The sequence below is a fragment of the Lebetimonas sp. JS085 genome, assembly GCF_000523295.1.
In the GTDB taxonomy this organism is placed as follows: Bacteria; Campylobacterota; Campylobacteria; order Campylobacterales; family Nautiliaceae; genus Lebetimonas.
In genome coordinates this window covers 22,143-40,839 of sequence record NZ_ATHR01000001.1, presented here as the reverse complement: position 1 = coordinate 40,839, position 18,697 = coordinate 22,143, and the positions used below count along the sequence as shown (strand labels likewise).

The 18,697-nt window shown below is 27.4% G+C and carries 19 protein-coding genes; 13 read left to right on the top strand and 6 right to left on the bottom strand.

What is annotated here, in order from left to right:
* Window positions 1–292 precede the first annotated feature (292 nt).
* The 8 genes from DZ68_RS0100220 (at window position 293) to DZ68_RS0100185 (ending at window position 5,725) form a co-directional block, all read left to right on the top strand.
* Window positions 293–739 (top strand): PepSY domain-containing protein, encoded by a 447-nt coding sequence (locus DZ68_RS0100220; protein WP_024786703.1) that lies wholly within the window; start codon window positions 293–295, stop codon window positions 737–739.
* Between the two features lie 9 nt (window positions 740–748).
* Window positions 749–1,366: a response regulator transcription factor gene (locus DZ68_RS09740; protein ID WP_201768528.1), complete on the top strand. Its 618-nt coding sequence runs from the start codon at window positions 749–751 to the stop codon at window positions 1,364–1,366.
* Between the two features lie 27 nt (window positions 1,367–1,393).
* Window positions 1,394–2,692 (top strand): cell wall metabolism sensor histidine kinase WalK, encoded by a 1,299-nt coding sequence (locus DZ68_RS0100210; protein WP_024790465.1) that lies wholly within the window; start codon window positions 1,394–1,396, stop codon window positions 2,690–2,692.
* Between the two features lie 78 nt (window positions 2,693–2,770).
* Window positions 2,771–3,535, top strand: coding sequence for a membrane protein (locus tag DZ68_RS0100205; RefSeq protein ID WP_024788971.1), 765 nt, complete (start codon window positions 2,771–2,773; stop codon window positions 3,533–3,535).
* An 18-nt stretch (window positions 3,536–3,553) separates the two neighbouring features.
* Complete coding sequence (locus tag DZ68_RS0100200; protein ID WP_024790464.1) at window positions 3,554–4,462, top strand: ABC transporter ATP-binding protein; 909 nt, start codon at window positions 3,554–3,556, stop codon at window positions 4,460–4,462.
* Entirely contained in the window at window positions 4,459–4,929 is a 471-nt protein-coding gene (locus DZ68_RS0100195) for an ABC transporter permease (RefSeq protein ID WP_024790463.1), read from the top strand. The genes DZ68_RS0100200 and DZ68_RS0100195 overlap by 4 nt, the downstream gene beginning before the upstream one ends.
* On the top strand, window positions 4,893–5,216 hold the full coding sequence (locus DZ68_RS0100190) for a hypothetical protein (RefSeq protein ID WP_024790462.1): 324 nt from the start codon (window positions 4,893–4,895) through the stop codon (window positions 5,214–5,216). The genes DZ68_RS0100195 and DZ68_RS0100190 overlap by 37 nt, the downstream gene beginning before the upstream one ends.
* Window positions 5,213–5,725 carry a hypothetical protein gene (locus tag DZ68_RS0100185; protein ID WP_024788970.1) on the top strand — a complete coding sequence of 171 codons (513 nt, stop codon included), beginning with the start codon at window positions 5,213–5,215 and terminating at the stop codon, window positions 5,723–5,725. The genes DZ68_RS0100190 and DZ68_RS0100185 overlap by 4 nt, the downstream gene beginning before the upstream one ends.
* A gap of 74 nt (window positions 5,726–5,799) precedes the next feature.
* On the opposite strand, the gene DZ68_RS0100180 is transcribed toward DZ68_RS0100185, so the two are convergent.
* From DZ68_RS0100180 to DZ68_RS10350, 5 genes are all read right to left on the bottom strand, one after another.
* Complete coding sequence (locus DZ68_RS0100180) at window positions 5,800–6,861, bottom strand: L,D-transpeptidase (protein WP_024786696.1); 1,062 nt, start codon at window positions 6,859–6,861, stop codon at window positions 5,800–5,802.
* A 150-nt stretch (window positions 6,862–7,011) separates the two neighbouring features.
* Complete coding sequence (locus DZ68_RS0100170) at window positions 7,012–7,902, bottom strand: ChbG/HpnK family deacetylase (RefSeq protein WP_024786695.1); 891 nt, start codon at window positions 7,900–7,902, stop codon at window positions 7,012–7,014.
* Complete coding sequence (locus DZ68_RS10585; protein WP_255327390.1) at window positions 7,899–8,453, bottom strand: LssY C-terminal domain-containing protein; 555 nt, start codon at window positions 8,451–8,453, stop codon at window positions 7,899–7,901. The genes DZ68_RS0100170 and DZ68_RS10585 overlap by 4 nt, the downstream gene beginning before the upstream one ends.
* 523 nt (window positions 8,454–8,976) lie before the next feature.
* Window positions 8,977–9,261, bottom strand: coding sequence for a DedA family protein (locus tag DZ68_RS0100150; RefSeq protein WP_024786692.1), 285 nt, complete (start codon window positions 9,259–9,261; stop codon window positions 8,977–8,979).
* Window positions 9,258–11,048, bottom strand: a complete 1,791-nt coding sequence (locus DZ68_RS10350; protein WP_024790460.1) for a glycosyltransferase — start codon at window positions 11,046–11,048, stop codon at window positions 9,258–9,260. The genes DZ68_RS0100150 and DZ68_RS10350 overlap by 4 nt, the downstream gene beginning before the upstream one ends.
* A 117-nt stretch (window positions 11,049–11,165) precedes the next feature.
* On the opposite strand from DZ68_RS10350, the gene DZ68_RS0100140 reads away from it, so the two are divergent.
* Genes DZ68_RS0100140 through DZ68_RS0100125 form a run of 4 tightly spaced genes read left to right on the top strand, consistent with a single transcriptional unit; the run spans window position 11,166 to window position 15,477 of the window.
* Window positions 11,166–11,867, top strand: a complete 702-nt coding sequence (locus DZ68_RS0100140; protein WP_024786690.1) for an EI24 domain-containing protein — start codon at window positions 11,166–11,168, stop codon at window positions 11,865–11,867.
* Window positions 11,845–13,089: a bifunctional DedA family/phosphatase PAP2 family protein gene (locus tag DZ68_RS0100135; RefSeq protein WP_024786689.1), complete on the top strand. Its 1,245-nt coding sequence runs from the start codon at window positions 11,845–11,847 to the stop codon at window positions 13,087–13,089. The genes DZ68_RS0100140 and DZ68_RS0100135 overlap by 23 nt, the downstream gene beginning before the upstream one ends.
* A 55-nt stretch (window positions 13,090–13,144) precedes the next feature.
* Window positions 13,145–13,897: an inositol monophosphatase family protein gene (locus DZ68_RS0100130; protein ID WP_024788967.1), complete on the top strand. Its 753-nt coding sequence runs from the start codon at window positions 13,145–13,147 to the stop codon at window positions 13,895–13,897.
* On the top strand, window positions 13,897–15,477 hold the full coding sequence (locus DZ68_RS0100125; RefSeq protein WP_024786688.1) for a Na/Pi cotransporter family protein: 1,581 nt from the start codon (window positions 13,897–13,899) through the stop codon (window positions 15,475–15,477). The genes DZ68_RS0100130 and DZ68_RS0100125 overlap by 1 nt, the downstream gene beginning before the upstream one ends.
* On the opposite strand, the gene lolA is transcribed toward DZ68_RS0100125, so the two are convergent.
* Window positions 15,461–15,949 carry a LolA-like outer membrane lipoprotein chaperone gene (lolA, locus tag DZ68_RS0100120; protein WP_024786687.1) on the bottom strand — a complete coding sequence of 163 codons (489 nt, stop codon included), beginning with the start codon at window positions 15,947–15,949 and terminating at the stop codon, window positions 15,461–15,463. The two genes, DZ68_RS0100125 and lolA, sit on opposite strands and share 17 nt — an antisense overlap.
* 89 nt (window positions 15,950–16,038) lie before the next feature.
* On the opposite strand from lolA, the gene secA reads away from it, so the two are divergent.
* A complete protein-coding gene (secA, locus tag DZ68_RS0100115; protein WP_024790459.1) occupies window positions 16,039–18,687 on the top strand; it encodes a preprotein translocase subunit SecA in 2,649 nt (882 codons plus the stop codon).
* Window positions 18,688–18,697: the final 10 nt, after the last annotated feature.

Below are 18,697 nucleotides of genomic sequence, written 5' to 3'. Positions count from 1 at the left end.
GCAGACAATCAACTTCATACTAATAGCATTCATTATAATAATTTCTTGCTCTGGGGCTTTTAAATTTTTGAATAACCTCCTCTACTGAAGGAAAATATTTTAAAAGCTACTACTTTGAATGGAATAAGCCTTCATATTCTGTTTTTTTTAACGAAATTTAAAGATTCTATTAAATTAGTGCTAAATGATTCTTGTTTATAAGAAAAACTCAAATAAAAATTATTTTTTATTTTTGATTTATTTAGAAGATATATAATTTGGCTGCAATAAAAAAAACATTAAAGGATTTGACATGAAAAAAAATTCATATTTTGTTAAAAGTATGGTAATATTAGGTTTAGTTGGAAGTGTAGCAATGGCGGGAGACATTGAAACAAATGATGATGGTGGAAAAGATGTAGTAATAAAAAGTTCCATTCAAATTGCAGGTTCAGAAATCAGTGAAAAAAAAGATGCAAAAATAGGTGCTTTAGATGTAGCTAAAAAAATTAAAAACAGTTTTCATAACGGTAAAATAACTGGTATTAAGCTTGAGGATATAGATGGAAACTTAGTGTATAAAGCAGAAGTTTTTAGTAATAATAAAACTACAGATATATATGTGGACTCAGGTAATGGTAAAATACTAAGTGTTGTTTCTGATAAAGTTGATGATTCTGATCAAATGGACAATAAAGAAAATATCAACAACAGTGACGAAAGTGAAAATGATAACGGAAATGACAATAATGACAATTAGGAAACAATAATGAAAATTTTAATTGTAGAGGATGATTTAAACATCCTCTCTTTATTAAAAGAACATTTAAAGGAGGAAGGCTTTATTATTGATATTGCGCAAAATGGAGCAGATGGTGAATATTTGGCAATACTAAATCAATATGATGTTATTATTTTAGATTGGATGCTGCCTGAAAAGAGCGGTATTGATGTTTTAAAAACATTAAGAGAAAAAAATATTACAACACCCGTTATAATGCTTACGGCAAAAGGTGATATTGAAGATAAAATAAAAGGATTGAAAACAGGTGCTGATGATTATTTGCCCAAACCTTTTAGCCTTCAGGAATTGCAGGCAAGAATAGAAGCTATTTATAGAAGAATGGTTTTAAACGGACAAAATATTATTAGCATAAAAGATATTGTTATTGATACAGATAAGAAAATTGTTAAAAAAAAATCTTCAATTATTGATTTGACGGCACAGGAATACGAACTTTTAATGTTACTTGTAAAAAGAAAAAACTCTTATGTTTCTAAAATGATGATAGAAGAATATTTATGGAATAATGAAAAAATTAATGAAAGTAATTTAGTACCTGTAATAATTTACCATTTAAGAAAAAACTTGGTAAAAATTTTATAAAAAGTATAAAAGGTTTAGGTTATAAAATTGAAACATAAAAGTATAAAAATAAAAATACTGTTGTATTTTGGATTAGTTTCATTTATATTATTTACAATATTTACAATTTCTTTTTATATCCTTTTAAAACAAAAAAATATTTCAAATATCAAAAATGAATTATATACACAAGCATCAAAAATTGAAAACTCTGAAAACTATCAAAACAGAAAATTTAAATATCCTTTTTTAATTGTAAAAAACAATAAAGTAATTTATAAATTTGGGAAGTTTGAAATAAAAGATAAAATTTTGTTAACTCGTATAAAAAATAAAAAAAATTTTTTTGCCCTGCATACAAATGGTCATGAAGATGTGTTTTATGCTTTAAAAGATGATAACCGTTATATTTTAATTGCTAAGAATAATTTTGATGATAATATGGAAAGCTTTATCTCTATTTTAATTTTTCTTGAAGTGTTATTATTAATTCTTTTTATTTTTTTAGCAAATAATATTTTAAATAAAATTTTAAATCCTATAAAACAAATTAATAAAACAGTAAGAAAAATAAATATAAATAATTTGAATTCTTATATAAATTTTTCAAATAACGGTAAAGAAATAGATGAACTTGTTGATAATTTTAATAATATGATAGAAAGATTAAAAAACGGTATTGAAAGAATTGAAAAATTCAATAGCGATGTTTCTCATGAGCTTAAAACTCCTTTAACTGTAATTGATATGAGCATTGAATTAGCGTTAAAAAAAGAAAGAAACATTGAATATTATAAAAATACTTTAAAAACATTACAAACTGAAATACAAAAAATTGAAACGATAATTAACGAATTATTGTTAATAACAAAATATGACAAATATAGTGTAAAAAAAACATTTTCAATATGCGATTTTAACAGTATTTTACTTGATGTAATAGAAAAATATGCTTCAACAGCTCAAAGAAAAAATATAAATATTGAATTATTGAAGTTTGAAAAAATTGAAAAAGAAACAAATTGCTTTTTAATTAAAACTATTTTTAAAAATATTATTGATAATGCTGTTAAATATACTCCAAGTGGGAAAAATATTTACATTTCATTATATTTAAAAACTAAAAAAGTATATTTTATTGTTAAGGATGAAGGGATTGGAATACCTGGTGATAAAATAGATAAAATAACAGAAAGATTTTACAGAACTGATGAAAGCAGAAATAAAAAAATAGAAGGTTATGGACTCGGGCTTTCTATTGTTAAAAACTTCTTAAATTTAATTGACGGTAATCTTCAAATTGTTTCACAACTCAATAAAGGCACTATAGTAACAGTAATTTTATGAAAAAAATTATTATTTATTTTTGATTTATTTTACCCTTGTAAACTTTTATTGAAAATAATCTAATCAAGGAGTGAATAAATGAATAATGCAAGTACAACAATTAACAGAGTTGCCGGTTTAACGGTATTTTTCTGGATAGTTAAAATACTATCTACAACAGTTGGAGAGACTGTTGCTGATTTTGTTAATGTGGATTTAGGTGTTGGACTGGTAGGAACGACTATTTTAATGGGTGTTATTACAATAGGTTCTGTTATTTGGGATTTGAAATTAAAAAAATATTATGCACCTGCATACTGGTTTTTGATAGTTATGATGAGTATTGAAGGGACTTTAATCTCAGATTTACTTGTTGATGGATTAGGCGTTAGTTTAATTACGCTTGATGTGGTATTTACTATTGCTATGTTGGCAGGATTTTATTTGTGGTACAAAGAAGAAGGAACTCTTTCTATTCATAAAATCACAAATGACAGAAGAGAGATTTTTTACTGGCTTATAGTTCTTATAACTTTTGCACTTGGAACTGCTGTAGGCGATACTGTATCTGAACATTTAAATTTTGGTTACTTAAATTCTTTAATGTTATTTGGCGGTATTTTTGTATTGGCTGGTATTTTATTTTATATGAAAATGTTAGACGGTGTTACAGCATTTTGGCTTGCATTTATAGTTACAAGACCAGTTGGAGCATCATTAGGTGATTTATTAATTCAAGCACCGGTAGATGGAGGTTTTGGTATTAGTGCAGGAGTTGTAAATACTATATTCTTAAGCATTATCATAGCAGTAGTTGCTTATTTAACTGTTAGCAAAGTGGATGTAATACCGGCTGAGGATTAAAATATAAAAGGAAATATTATGGATGCAATCAATATTAGAAACTTACATAAATCTTACGGAATCAGTGAAGTTCTAAAAGGTTTAAATATGAGTATCAAGCAGGGTGAAATTTATGGTCTTCTTGGACCAAACGGAGCAGGTAAAAGTACACTCATTCGAGTAATTCTTGGCTTGCTTCCATATGAAAAAGGAGAGGTGTCTCTTTATGGAGAAACATTAGAAAAAAATATACATAAGTTAAGTAAGGAGATTAATGCATTACCTGAGTTTTTTGAAGCATATAACTGGATGAAAAATGTAGAGTATCTTCAGTTTTTTGCAGATTTATATGGTGTTGATACAAGCACTCAAAAAATAAAGAGCTTACTCGAAAGTGTCGGTCTTGATCCTGAAGATAATAAAATTGTTGGTGAATATTCTCAGGGAATGCGTAAAAGGCTGGGGCTTGCCAGGGCTTTAGTAAACAATCCTAAACTTCTTATTCTTGATGAACCGACCAATGGACTTGACCCAAAAGGCCGCAGAGAAATTCATAATCTGCTTTTAAAGATTAATTGTAACAACAAGACTACTGTTATACTTTCAACACATATATTGGATGATGTTGAGCGTTTATGTAATCGTATAGGAATTTTGGCTAATGGTGTTTTACAATATGAGGGTGCTTTACATGAGCGCACACAACAGAAGCACTATAGATTTCGTTATGAAATATCGGATGCGGATTTTAACCCCAAAGAGTGTGAAAGTGAAAATATTCATTTTATAAATAAAAAAGAGTCATGGATAGAATGTGAAATTAACAATATTACTCCTGATACCGCTTTAAAAAATTTATTAAGTAAAGGTATAAAAATCAATCAAGCAATTGCTTTGGAAGGTTCTTTGGAGTATCTTTATTTTAAAGTAACAGGGGGTGTAAAATGATGTCTTTTTCAAAAACTTTAATTAAAAAAGAGTTTGGGGAACTGTTTTTTTCAGTAAAGGGTCTTTTTTATTTCTTAGCGGTATCTGTTATACTGTCTCTCTTTTCTATACTTTTGGTTACCAATACGGAATTGAGTCTTTTAGACAATGCACAGGCATTATATATGATAAGCGGAATTGTACTGGCTTTAATGATGCTTATATCTTCCGTTTACGGCAGTGATGCTATTGCAGGTGAAAGAGAGCGCAGAACACTTGAAACATTACTAATAACCCCTATTGACGCTAAACAGATTATTCTTTCTAAGCTTGCTTTTTCATCATTTCTTTACTTTTTACTGTTTTTTATAGGATTACCATATTTTGTAGCTGTTGGAAGTAGCGGGCAAAATGTTGTGGTTGGACTTGTATATCTTTTTTTATTGGTTGGATGCTTAGTATTATTTATACATCTGTTGCTATTTTAATATCTCAATTTATAAACAGTATGAAAAACAGTTTGATGATTATGCTTGCTATAGTGCTTATTTCATCTACTCCGTTACTTATTTCCCCGGTAATGAGAAAAGCAGGGCTTGGTAAAATTATGGATTATGTAAATCCGTTTGGTGATGCGATAAATATATTAGATTCTGTAATTATTGATAGTGAACCATTTTCTGTTCAGGCAATCCGAATGGGAATTATTCTAATATATGCAATTGTATCTATTGTTATTGTCGTTAAAACCACTAAAAAGGAGAGATTATTATGAAAAAAATTATTTTATTTCTTTTAATTATGTCATTTTCCCTGTATGCTCAAAGTGTTTCTATTGATTTTAAAGCGGAAAAATTGTCTAAAACATTACAAATGGGGGATAAACCAACATTTTATTCCACTATTACAAATAACTCAAAAAGTGAGCTAAAAGGTGTGGTTCTTTATTTATCATTGGTAAATTTAGATAAAGGGAAAGAACATCCTGTAGATTTGGAAGATTGGGCTGCACAAAAGGCTGTTCATATCTCCAGTTTACCTATTAAAGGGGTATATCAAACTAACTGGACTATTCGTTTGATTAATTCAGGTCATTACGGACTTTTTGTTACAGCTGTTTTGCCTGATAGCAACAAACCATTAACAAGTAGTATTGTGCATTTTTATGTAGCACCTAAAAAAACAGTTGTCCCATCAAGAATATTACCTGTAGCTATAGGTGTTCCTTTTATTATTATTTTTGTTATGATAATATTGTGGTGGCGCAGACGCAAAATCAAATAACTGCATTAAAAGCATTTTCAAAAATCGTTTCTCTTTGATGAATAAATCATTCTCAAAGAGAAACGAAATAAATATTATCTAAATTTTTTAATCAGTTTGATATTATCTTTTAATTTCAATGAAGAATCTATCACAATTACATATTTACCTTTTTTACCATCAATAATACCGCTTTTATTTAATATTTTGTCCAAATTAGAACTAATTCTAATACATCCCCTTGAAGCTTTGTGACCCAATAATTTAGTATCTATAGGATTTGTAGAATGTATTGCCAAATGCACTTCTCTAAAAATATGCGAATTATCATCTATAGGTATATTGTGTTTTCCCAAATAAAAAATTCTATTATTTTTTGCTCCATATTCTTGAAAATTTGTTTTATCTGTCTTCCAGTCACCTCTGAGATATTTTTTTCTATTGATAATCATAATGGGTGTTTGAAAATATCTGTCATTTCTGCTGTTTAATCTCGGATTTCCTGTTGATACTTTTGAAGAGCCTATATAGCTAATATTATTATATTTTTTGTTATAATTAAAAATAAAGGCTTTTTGAATTCCTCTATCTACCAAAAATATAAACTCTTTGTTTTTTAGGTATATTAATCTATCATTGATTAATTTTCTAATTATATTTCTATAAAAAAGAAAATTTTTATAAGATATAGAATGATATAAAAATTTAGAATGAATCAAATAATTTTTTAATTTTTTGGTTGTAAAATTTCTTAAATCAGGAATGTCATCATTTTTATTTGTAAAATTAATTTTTGATATCAAGTATATTGTTTTGGGTTTTAGAATTAATGGTTTATTATCTAATATATTTATATAAGAATGAAATCTATTATTCCAATTATATAGTCCTAAATTATGAAAGTTTTCTTTTACAAAAATAGTGTGAATATGTAAATAAGGAGCTTTTTTTGTATAATATGTTCTTATTTTTAAAATACTTTTATCCATTAAAACAGGCGATAAAAATTTTTCTACTACATAATCTTTGACTTTATAATGTTTTGACATTGTTTGTGAGTAATTAAATGCATGCAAGTTATTAAACGTAAAAGCCGGTATAAAAAGCGTTTTAATAAAGGTAAATTTTAATGAATTATTTTTGTTAATTAAATTCATTTTGCTATCATTTAAACAAAAATTTTTTATAAAATTTTATAGTTGCAAAATAAATTAAATATAAATTTTGTAATAAAAAACGTTAAAAAAGATGAAAAAGGAGTAATTATTTGTGAAGAAATTGTAAAAAATTTTCTAAAAGTAAATAAATTATAAATTGTATCTAAAGCTATTTACAAAAATTTGTAACTCTTTAGACAACAATAAATTTTTCTCTTTTTTTCTGTTTTTATGCAGATACCATTTTTTGAACTGATTCTCTTCAAATTCTTTCGCTTCTTCTTCTGAAATATATCCGGGATGAAGTAATATTTCTATATTATTGGAATTTTTTGCATTATTTATCTCTTTTTTGATAGTTTTCAGTTTCATATCTCCACAAAACAGGGTATTAACGAATTTATCATTATGTTTTATATTTTCTTTTTGAAATTTTTTAATCATTTTGTTTGATAATTTATTTAATAACAAAAATACAAAAACAGGTATTCCCAAATATTTTACCAAATCATCAAATGAACTAATAGATATTACGAAATCACTTTTGGGAACTCTTATATTTAAAATCTTTATATCCATTTCATTTTTTAATTCAATTAAAATATCTGTAATAAAAGGGATTGTGTGAAAATGCTGATGAGAATCAATATTTATATCTTTTGTATTTAGCTTTTGACAATACAATATTATCTGATTTTTAAACTCTTCTTTTATCTCCTCTTTTATAGCTTTTCTTTTATCTTCATTCCATAAAAAATAGTATTCAAAAAAAAGTCTTTGCCAACTTCTAAAAAAACATCCTTTGTTATCGGTTAAATAATGAAAATTTTGTTTTGAAAGCTGTTTGCCTTCTGTGATGTTTAGATGAAGCACTTTTCTGATGTTTTTATTTTTAATTAATTGCAGTGAATAATCTAATGCATCACTGTTTACAATAATACTTACAGAATTTAATACCCCCTCATCTATACATTTACATATAACTTCTGATATATGTTTTGTATTGCCATAGTCATCTGCGTGGATAAATATCTGTTTCATTTTATATTACACTCCAAAATTTTACCGTCTGTATAAAACATCTGCTCTTCACTTGCTTCATTGTCGCCTTTTATCTCTTTTATTTTGCATTTTGTCTGAATATATTTACAACTAACATTTAAATCTTTTCTTGATTTTAGATATTTATAGAAAAAATCCCTGCTTTTATCGATATTTTTAGATATTTTATGAATAGGAGTGAAAAAATAATGATAAAAAGTAAAATCATATCCGTTATCAAATGAAATTGTTGCATAATATTTTTTAAATGAACTGTTTTTATCTTTAAAAATCCAAAATCTTATATGCTCTCTTTTAGAAAGTGAATTACTTTTATACTGATAAGCAAAATTTTGAGACACACCTAAAAAATATAATGAACTTACTGGCGGTACTTTATCTTTTAAAAGATTAATATATTCTCTAAAAGAGATATGATTATGACCGAAAATATCGTTTTTTATCCAGTCATGATTTAGAATTTCACTTAAAGATAATTTAGAGATTAAAATAATATTTATAGGCTGTATTATATGTTTTGGATTATCAATGTAATATGTACCGAGATTTTTGCAAGATTTTATTTTTTTAAGTAATTTAGTATTATACGGATGGGGGTTGTAATGTGTTTTATGCGGCTGGTTAATAAAAAATATAAAAAAGAGAAAAGAAAAATAAATTATTGTGGAAATAATTAAAAAAACTGTAGAATGTGTTGTTAAATATTTGATTAAATATTTTTATGTTTTTTTAAATTATGAAAAAATTTTTTTTAAATAATAAAATAATAACAGACAAATCAATAAGATAAAAACAACAAATATAAAATATCCTGAAACAAAGCTCAGAATTTTTTCAAAATGTCTGCCGAAAAGATAGCCTATTATAATAAACTGGCCTATACCTATTATCACTCCTGCTGTTTCAAAAGGAAGAAATTTTTTATAATCAAGTTTATAAACACCTAAAATAAAAGGCGTCACCCATGAAAGAGGTCCTAAAAGCCTTCCTATAAATGCACTGAAAGCTCCATAACGCCTAAATATTTTGAGACCTTTTTTATAATTTTTTTGTTTATAAAATATTTAAAAAGTATAACTGCATTCCATATTTTCTGCCTAAAAAATAGCTTATATTATCTCCAACTATCCCTCCAAGATATAAAACAAATGTTACAATCCAGATATTTAGTATTCCCATTCCGGCCAAAATTGCGCCGCTTAAAAAAACAATTTCTCCGTAAATAAAAAACGAAAAACCTATAACGGTCTCAAGCATAGAACCGAAAAATAAAATAAAATACGCTATTTCTTTGTATTCAATTAATATTTTTATAAAATGATTTATTAATTCGCTCATCTGTAAATTGTATATTCTTTATTTCTTTTTTTGCTTTTAGGCATAACTGCCTGTAAAATCCATTCAAAAACAGTTTTAAAATATCCGTTTTTTATAAAACGTCTTGTTGATGAATAAACTTTATCTGTATTTACAAAGAAAAAATCACCGTAGATCAATAAATATTTTATAAATTTTAAATCTTCGGAAAAATTAAGTTCTTCATCAAACCCGATTTTTTTAGCAATATCGCTTTTTGCAATTTGAATAGAATATGAAGTTTTAGTAAATTTATGAAAAATGTCAAAAATTTTAAACCATAATTTATCATAAATTGAATTACTATCAGACGGTTTTATTGAAGTGGTTCCTATATAATAAGGTTTATTACTGTTTTTATTTAAAAAATTATTAAGCTCATTTAAAAAATCTTTTTCAAAATATGTGTCGCAGTCTAAAAAAATAACATAATCGCTGTTTTGAGAAATATGTTTCAAACCTTCGTTTTTTGCAATAGATATGCCTTTTTTGCTTTTATAAACTTTAAATTTATTATTTTTTTGTTCGTATTCTTTTAAAAGTTTATAGCTGTTATCTGTTGAGCCGTTTTCAACTGCAATAATTTCGTAATTTTCATATTCAATTTCTGATAATTTTTCAAAAACTTTTGGCAGATATTTTTCTTCATTATGCACTGGGATAATAATTGAAAAAAAATTTTTTTTAAAATACGATTTAACGGTTTTATCTATTAAATTAATGGCTTCTTTTGTTTTTGATGGAAAATCAAAAGGTTTTATGTTTTGAGTCTGTGCGTCAAGTTCTGTTAAATCAAAATTATCTTCATCTCCAATAACAAAATATCCTTTATGTTTATGATATCTGGCCAGATATTCCTGTTCGGATGAGTTTTTTGTAGGAAACAGAATTGCTTTTTTTTCAATTTCAACCAAATCCATAATAGTTGTATAGCCTGTTCTTGAAATTATTTTTTTAGCTCTGTTGAAAAGTTCAAGTCTAAGTTCTTTAGTTACATTTGGATAAATTGTTATATTATGCTCTTTTATTTGCCTAATTTGATTTTTTCTAAGATCACCTAAAACAAAAACCTTTTTACCTTCAAGTTTTTTAGCTTCTTCAATAAGTTTTGATATAAAATGTTCTTTTTTCTCTAACAGATATCCGCTTATAACAAACAGATAGTCTATGTCTTTTTCCAAGTCCATTTTTTTATAAGAAGAGAGTATACCTATGTATTTATGATTAAAAAATTTGGTTAGATAATTGTGGGAAAGTCTGCCGGCTAATGAAAATTTGATATCTTCAAAATCAGGTATAAAAACTGTATTAAAATTCCTGAAATATAAAATATTACCTATATCACTTAAAAATTTAAAATATTTAAAAAAATTATCAACTGCAAATGATATTTGATGAGAAAGTAAAAACGATGGTATTTCTTTTGAATAAATTCCGTATCTTCCGTCACTGAAAATAAAATCATAATTTTGCGAAGAGGTTTTTACAAAATTGTTTTCTTTTTTTATTATTAAATTTGTTTTTATCAAATCTTGTATTAAATAAAGGTAATAACAAATTCCATCACCTCTTTCAAGCGGAGGGTAATCCTCAATTTCAATAAAATTAATATTATTATATTCTTTTAGTTCCTCTTTTAAGAAATTCAAAGCATTTGCATAGCTTATAATATCAATTTTATACTCTTTTGCAAAATGTTTTATAACAGGAAGTGTTCTTGTTGCATGTCCAAGTCCAAGTGAACTTATTGCAAAAAGCGCTTTTTTCATTTTTTACCTTTTTTTTGTTTATTATAAATAGAGCCAATGAAATGATAATGAAAAAAATTTCATTTTCATTTCAGTATAAACTATTAATATTTTAAAAATAAGGTACAAAGGAGATTTATGATTGAAATATTTATAAAATCTATAAAAGATTTGTTTGATAAAAAAATATTATTAACTTCGCTTATTCCAATAATTATTGCGGCATTTTTTTGGGGAGTTGTGTTTTTTGTGTTTCACACTCAAATACATAATTTTATACTTTTTATAATTTCTCATATTCCTTTTATAGGAACTAATAATTTTATAGCCAATTTGGTTGAAGCAATAGGTGGAATACTGCTTTATTATGAGCTTTTAATTATAACATCTGTTATGATTGCAGGTATTATAGCAGATAAAATTGTTGAGAGAATAAATGAAAAATATTATCATCTAAAAACAAACGGCTTTGGAAGATTTATAGGAAGTGTTGTTGTTTCATTAAAATATAATATTATATTTATTATATTGTTTATTATTGCACTGCCTTTAATGTTTGTACCTGGATTAAATATGTTGGTACATCTTATTTTATGGGTAATTTTAATTAAAGAACCCCTTTTTTATGATTCACTAGCGATGATAGCTGATAAAAAAGAATATTTTACTATTAAAAAAAGATATAAATTTTCTATTTTGGTTTTATCATTTATTTTGGCTGCTTTATTTTTAATTCCCCTTTTTGGTGTTTTTGTTTATATTATCCAATTAATTTTATTTACACATTTCAATTTAAATAAATTAAAGGAAATCAGAAATGAATCTGCATCAGCTTATTGAACAATTTTTTAATTACATGTCTGTTTTCCCAAAAGATACAGTTAATTTAATACTGCTTAGTGTTTTATTTGTCGGTTCAATTATTGAATCCCTGCCGGTTTTGGGAATGTTTTTTCCAATGGAAACTTATACTGTTATTTTAGGGATTTTCGCATACAAAGGGATTGTAGATTTAAAAATAGCTATTTTAACTGCATTTTTAGGCTTGCTTATAGGTGATATAATAGGGTTTTATTTAGGCAGGAAATTAGGAGAAGAATATATAAAAAGTCATGCTAAAAAATTAAAAATTACACCCCAAAAATATAACAAAATAAAATTTTTAATAAACGATAATTTAATTAAAGCCCTCTTTATAGGAAGGACTACCAGTATAACCCGCTGGATTGTCCCATTTTTAGCCGGTGCAAATAAGGCTAATTTTAAAAAATTTGTTCTTGCAAATATTTTAACAGGAGTTTTCTGGGCGTCTGTTTTTATTTTGGGCGGATATTTCTTAGGCGATATATTTGAAATTTATGGAAAATATTTCGGTCTTGGGGTTTTAGCCGCCACAATTATTGCTTATTTTATATATAAATTTTACAAACATTATCAAAAATTTTTTCAAAAAGAAGATACAAAACTTTTAATTTTAAACATTTTCGGGCTTTATCTTTTTTTTAAAATGCTTGAAGATGTAACCGATTTGGAATTAATTACAAAATGGGATTTTTACATAAGTTCACATATTCATGAAATTTACAATCCTTTACTTAATAAAATAATGATTTTTATAACATCTCTTGATAATCCTTTGGAAGTTACGATGATTATAATTTTAATAGTTTTATTTTTAATTTTTAAAAAATTATATTATAAAGCTTTGTTCTTTATTTCGTCAGTTTCAGGTGCGGCGGTATTATTTGAAATTATTAAAAATATAGTAAAAAGACCGAGGCCCCCGCATTATTTAATAGAAGTAGGAGGTTATTCTTTCCCATCAGGTCACGCCACATTAAGTACAGCACTTGCTTTTAGTTTATATTTAATTTTTAAAGATAAAGTGAATAAAAAAATACTGCTTATTTTGTGTATAATTTATCCTCTGTTAATTTCATTTACAAGAGTTTATTTAAATGTTCATTATCTAAGTGATGTAATAGCAGGAATTGGACTTGGGCTTTTTTGGGTCAGTTTAATGGCAATGGTTTTTAAATTGGTAATGAATAAATTAAAATAAGTAATATTTTTAAGTTTTATAGTAAAAACTGTATAATTTCTTAAAAAGGTTTCTTATGGAAAAATTTATTCAAATAATAAAAGAGGCGGGAGAGATATTTAAAAAAGGGTTTTATTCGGCTAAAGAAGTAAGTCTAAAAGGTAAAAAAGATTTAGTTACAAATTACGATATAAAAATAGAAGAGTTTTTAAAAGAAAAATTTTCAAAATTTAATTATTCCATTATTGCGGAAGAATCGACAAAAGAAGAGTTTAACAATTCAATAATAATAGATCCGATTGACGGAACTACCAATTTTTTTCATCAAATTCCTCACTGTGCAATAAGTGTGGGCGTTTATGAAGAAAAAAAACCAAGATTCGGTATTGTTTATAATCCTGTTTTGGATGAACTTTTTTATGCCGAGGCTGGAGGCGGCGCATATAAAAACGGTAAAAAAATAGAAGTCAGTAAATTCAGTGATTTTGGGAGGGCATTGATTGCAACAGGTTTTCCATATTCGGGTGCTGAAAACAGGGATGATTTAAACTGGGTGATTGAAAAACTCTCAAAAATTTTGCCAAAATGCCAGGATATTAGACGATTTGGAAGTGCGGCTTTAGATTTATGTTATGTGGCTGAAGGGAAATTTGACGGATATTATGAAACAAATCTGAAGCCCTGGGATGTAAGTGCAGGGATTATTATTTTAAGTGAAGCCGGAGGCAAGGTTAGTAATGAAAAAGGAAGCGAATATAATATGTTTGAAGATAAATGCATAATTGCAAGTAATGGAATTATTCATATAAAATTTTTAAAGTATTTCTGATGCTTCAGGCTCTGGCAGGTCTTGGACTTTTTTTATTCGGAATATATCTGTTTGAAGATATTTTAAGAAAACTTTCATCAAAATCCTTTAAAGAAATTATTAATAAACTCACAGGCGGTAAAATAAAAGCGTTTTTTTCTTCAATATTTTTTACAGCTCTTTTTCAAAGCTCGTCTTTTATAACTTTAATAATTCTTTCTTTAATCGGTGTCGGGTTAATTAATCTGGAAAATGCTGTTGCAGTGATTTTCGGGGCGAATATAGGGACGACATTTACAGCATGGATAGTTGCTGTTTTTGGATTTGAAGTTAATTTAACACCTCTTTTTTATTTTTTTATTGGTCTTGGCGGATTTAGTATTTTGATAGAAAATGAAAAAATAAAAAGAATTTTGCTTTTAGTGTTTGCTGTAGGACTTTTGTTTTACGGACTTGAAATTATGAAAGATGCAATGGAGGGTTTTTCTAAAAATATTGATATAAACGAATTTAAGAATTATCCTTTAATTGTTTTTTTACTGGTCGGTTTTATAATAACAGGAATTATTCAATCAAGTTCTGCTTCTATTGCAATAATCCAGAGTGCGCTTTTTAGCGGTGTGGTTGATTTTAAAATGGCAGCCGCTTTTGTAATAGGTGCGAATATTGGTACTACTGTTACCGCTGTAATAGGTTCTATTGAAGGAAATTCAGATAAAAAAAGGCTTGCTTTAGCTCATGTTTTATTTAATATAAGTGTAGGGGTGGTTGCTTTTATTTTTATTAAATATCTGGTTGAAATTACCCTTTATTTTACGAACGGGCTGGACAATGTTTTAAAAATAGCATTTTTTCATACGTTATTTAATGTTTTGGGCGTAATTATATGGTTTCCTTTTATTGATTTTTATTCAAAATTACTTAAAAAAATAATAAAAGATAAAAAAAGAAGTGTTGTTAAGTATATAAATGCAGTTGACATTAATATTTTAAATTTAGCTCTCGACGCTTTGAACAAAGAAATAAACAGGCTTGCCAAAAAAGTCAGCAATTTCGCTCTTCTTGCGATATTTGTCCCTCCTTCTAAAACAGATAAGTCTATAGATAAAATTTTAGAAGAAAACAGCGAATTAATTGATGTCGATTTTAATAAACTGTATAATGAAATCAGGGAAATAGAAGGGGAAATTTATAAATTTATATCACAGCTGAATCAGGATGAAAATATTGTAAAACTGTTTAAAAAAACAATGTATCTAGCTACCGCTGTAAAATCCATAAAAGATATGCTGGGAGATATTGAAAAAATTTATGAAGAAGAAGGGCTTGAAGAATTTTTACAAAATATTAGATATCAGATTTTAAAAGCCACAATTTTATTCAGAAAATATTTAAACGGGGAAAATGTGTATGAGGAAATAGAAAATATATATGACCAGATTGCCAAATCATATAAAAGGGCAAGCGATATAATCAAACTGATTTCCAAAACTTCAAAAGTAAGTGCCGAAATTAACGCAATAATGATAAATATGCTGCATTTATCCAAAAGTTACATTAAATCGCTTAGGAATATAATGCTTCTTAATTCTGATAAATAAAATCAATATCTTTTGGAAAATTAAGCGGTGGAATAGAAATGTTTTTATTTGTTTTTTTAAAATAAATTTCAACCTTGTTTCCGATATCATCCGTATACCATGCTTTTTTAAGAGTTTTATCATAAATAAAATATATCTCTTTTTTGTTATTAATTGCAACATATAAATTTTTATCAAGTTTTTTAGCATTTTTTAATATCTTAAAAAGATTTAATTTCGCTTTTTTTGAAATAGTAACCTGCATTAAATCAGGCTCATAAATATAAACTTTATCTTTAATCCATATCTCTTTAATATTAGGATATGTGTATTTCCAGTAAATTTCATTGTTTTTAAGTATAACTATTCCTTTATAAGTCAGTTTTTTGTCTTTAGAATATATATACTGGGTGAATTTGGCTTTAAATTCTTTTGGTAAATTTAAGGAAAATAAATTACAAATTAATAAAAAAGAGATAAAAATGTATTTCATAAAAACACCTTTAATTTTTCACTTTTCATTTTTAACTTTTCACTTAAGAATATGTTATTATAACAAAAAACTTTGCAAAGGCTTTTTTAATGGTAAAACATGTGTTCAGGAAAATATTCGGTACAAAAAACGACAGGGAACTAAAAAAATATTTTAAAAGAGTAAAAGATATAAATGCATTAGAAGATAAATATCAAAAGATGAGTGATGAAGAAATAAAAAACGAATTTAATAAAATAAGAGAAAATGCGTTAAAAGAGGTGGAAAAAGAAGATAAAAATATTGTGCTTGATAAATATTTAAATGATGTATTTGCAATGGTGCGGGAGGCAAGTAAAAGAGTACTTAATATGAGACATTTCGATGTGCAGCTTGTAGGGGGAATGGTATTGCATGAAGGAAGAATTGCCGAAATGAAAACAGGGGAGGGTAAAACCCTTGTGGCCACTCTTCCCGTTGTGCTTAATGCAATGCTTGGAAGGGGAGTTCATGTGGTAACCGTAAATGATTATCTGGCAAAAAGGGACGCCACCCAGATGGGAGAGCTTTATTCATTTTTCGGATTAACTACAGGTGTTGTAATTTCAGGAATGGAGGAAAGTGAAAGAAAAAAGGCCTATGAATGTGATGTTACTTACGGCACCAATTCGGAATTCGGATTTGATTATTTAAGAGACAATATGGCTTTTGATATAAACGATAAAGTCCAAAGAGGACATTTTTATGCCATAGTGGATGAGGTTGATTCCATTTTAATCGATGAGGCAAGAACCCCTCTTATTATTTCAGGACCGGCTAATAAAAGGGTTGAAGATTATTTAAAAGCAGACGAGGTTGCCAAAAAAATGGTAAAAGATAAGCATTTTAAAGTTGATGAAAAAGACAAGGTTGTATTACTTACGGAAGAGGGAATAAGGGAAGCTGAGAGACTTTTCGGAGTGGAAAATTTATATACTCCTGAGAATGCCATTCTGGCCCATCATCTTGACCAGGCCCTAAAGGCTAATTATCTTTTTCAAAACGGAAAAGATTATATTGTAAGAAAAGGCGAGGTGTTAATAGTTGACGAATTTACAGGAAGAATTGCCGAAGGCAGAAGATTTAGCGAAGGGCTTCATCAGGCTCTTGAAGCAAAAGAGGGTGTGGAAATACAGGAAGAATCACAAACATTTGCGGAAACCACATATCAAAATTATTTCAGGCTTTATGAAAAACTGGCAGGCATGACAGGAACAGCCCAGACAGAAGCCACCGAGTTTATAGAAATTTACGGACTTGAGGTTATTTCAATACCGACTAATATGCCGGTAATCAGAAAAGATTTAAACGATTTGGTTTATAAAACGGCAGAAGAAAAATTTGAATCCGTTGTAAAAACAATAAAAAAACTTCATACAAAAGGTCAGCCCGTACTTGTAGGAACTACAAGCGTAGAAAAGAGCGAATATTTAAGCAGGCTCTTGAAAAAAGAAAAAATACCTCATACTGTGCTTAATGCAAAACATCATGAAAAAGAAGCTGAAATTATTGCACAGGCAGGTAGAAAGGGGGCCGTTACCGTTGCTACAAATATGGCAGGTAGGGGAGTTGATATCAAAATAGACGATGAGGTGAAAAAACTCGGAGGATTATATATTATAGGCACCGAAAGACATGAAAGCAGAAGAATTGACAATCAGCTCAGAGGCCGTTCAGGACGTCAGGGAGACCCGGGGGCAAGCCAGTTTTATCTTTCACTTGAAGATGATTTACTTAGAATTTTCGGAAGTGACAGAATAAAAAGAATTATGGAAAGACTCGGTATTGAGAGAGGTGAGCATATTGACAGCAAATTAGTCTCCCGTGCCATAGAAAATGCTCAGAAAAAAGTTGAAAGTATGCATTTTGAAGCAAGAAAGCACATTTTAAAATATGATGATGTCGCAAATGAACAGAGAAAAGTTATTTATAAATTCAGAGACCAGATACTTGATACAAATTTTGATATTGAAAATAAAATAAAAGAAATGAGAGAGGATTTTGTAGAATATATTTTAAATGAGAGTGAAGTTTTTCCGGAAATGCAGGAAGACGACATCAATTATGAAAATTTGATTTCTCATTTGAAAGAATATACGGGAATTGATTTTTCTTTGGAAGAGCTTAAAAATAAAGATTATGATTCATTAAAAAATTATATAACAGAAAAACTACAAAACAAATTCGAAGAAAAATTTAAAGAAGCAAGCAAAGAAGACAGGCAAAGGATTTTAAGACAGGTATTACTTCAGGTACTTGATGAAAGCTGGAGAGACCATTTATATATGATGGATATATTAAAAACAGGAATAGGGCTTAGAGGATATAATCAAAAAGATCCTCTTGTTGAATATAAAAAAGAGAGTTTTACCTTGTTTGAAGAATTAATTCAAAGAATAAAAGTTGAAAGTTCCAAATTACTGCACAATCTTCAAATTGAATACCAAATGCCTGAAATTGACCCTGATATCGCAGAATTTATAAAAGCAGTGGAAGGTAAAAAGGTTGAAGATATTTTAAATAAAATACCTGAAATACCTGAAAATATGGAAGAAAAAGATGTTGATGAAATATTAAACGAATTAGATGAAGAGACCAAAAAACTTAAAGCTGAATTTGAGGCCAAACAGGCTAAAAAAAAGGTAAAAAGAAATGACCCCTGCCCCTGCGGAAGCGGTAAAAAATATAAAGACTGCTGTGGAAAAAGCCCGAGATTTTAAATAGTGAGTA

Bases quoted from the DNA above. Each gene is read 5' to 3' on its own strand.
- DZ68_RS0100220 (WP_024786703.1), top strand. From the start codon at position 293: ATGAAAAAAAATTCATATTTTGTTAAAAGTATGGTAATATTAGGTTTA.
- DZ68_RS09740 (WP_201768528.1), top strand. From the start codon at position 749: ATGAAAATTTTAATTGTAGAGGATGATTTAAACATCCTCTCTTTATTA.
- DZ68_RS0100205 (WP_024788971.1), top strand. From the start codon at position 2,771: ATGAATAATGCAAGTACAACAATTAACAGAGTTGCCGGTTTAACGGTA.
- DZ68_RS0100200 (WP_024790464.1), top strand. From the start codon at position 3,554: ATGGATGCAATCAATATTAGAAACTTACATAAATCTTACGGAATCAGT.
- DZ68_RS0100195 (WP_024790463.1), top strand. From the start codon at position 4,459: ATGATGTCTTTTTCAAAAACTTTAATTAAAAAAGAGTTTGGGGAACTG.
- DZ68_RS0100190 (WP_024790462.1), top strand. From the start codon at position 4,893: ATGCTTAGTATTATTTATACATCTGTTGCTATTTTAATATCTCAATTT.
- DZ68_RS0100185 (WP_024788970.1), top strand. From the start codon at position 5,213: ATGAAAAAAATTATTTTATTTCTTTTAATTATGTCATTTTCCCTGTAT.
- DZ68_RS0100180 (WP_024786696.1), bottom strand. From the start codon at position 6,861: ATGAATTTAATTAACAAAAATAATTCATTAAAATTTACCTTTATTAAA.
- DZ68_RS0100170 (WP_024786695.1), bottom strand. From the start codon at position 7,902: ATGAAACAGATATTTATCCACGCAGATGACTATGGCAATACAAAACAT.
- DZ68_RS0100150 (WP_024786692.1), bottom strand. From the start codon at position 9,261: ATGAGCGAATTAATAAATCATTTTATAAAAATATTAATTGAATACAAA.
- DZ68_RS10350 (WP_024790460.1), bottom strand. From the start codon at position 11,048: ATGAAAAAAGCGCTTTTTGCAATAAGTTCACTTGGACTTGGACATGCA.
- DZ68_RS0100140 (WP_024786690.1), top strand. From the start codon at position 11,166: ATGATTGAAATATTTATAAAATCTATAAAAGATTTGTTTGATAAAAAA.
- DZ68_RS0100135 (WP_024786689.1), top strand. From the start codon at position 11,845: ATGAATCTGCATCAGCTTATTGAACAATTTTTTAATTACATGTCTGTT.
- DZ68_RS0100130 (WP_024788967.1), top strand. From the start codon at position 13,145: ATGGAAAAATTTATTCAAATAATAAAAGAGGCGGGAGAGATATTTAAA.
- DZ68_RS0100125 (WP_024786688.1), top strand. From the start codon at position 13,897: ATGCTTCAGGCTCTGGCAGGTCTTGGACTTTTTTTATTCGGAATATAT.
- lolA (WP_024786687.1), bottom strand. From the start codon at position 15,949: ATGAAATACATTTTTATCTCTTTTTTATTAATTTGTAATTTATTTTCC.
- secA (WP_024790459.1), top strand. From the start codon at position 16,039: ATGGTAAAACATGTGTTCAGGAAAATATTCGGTACAAAAAACGACAGG.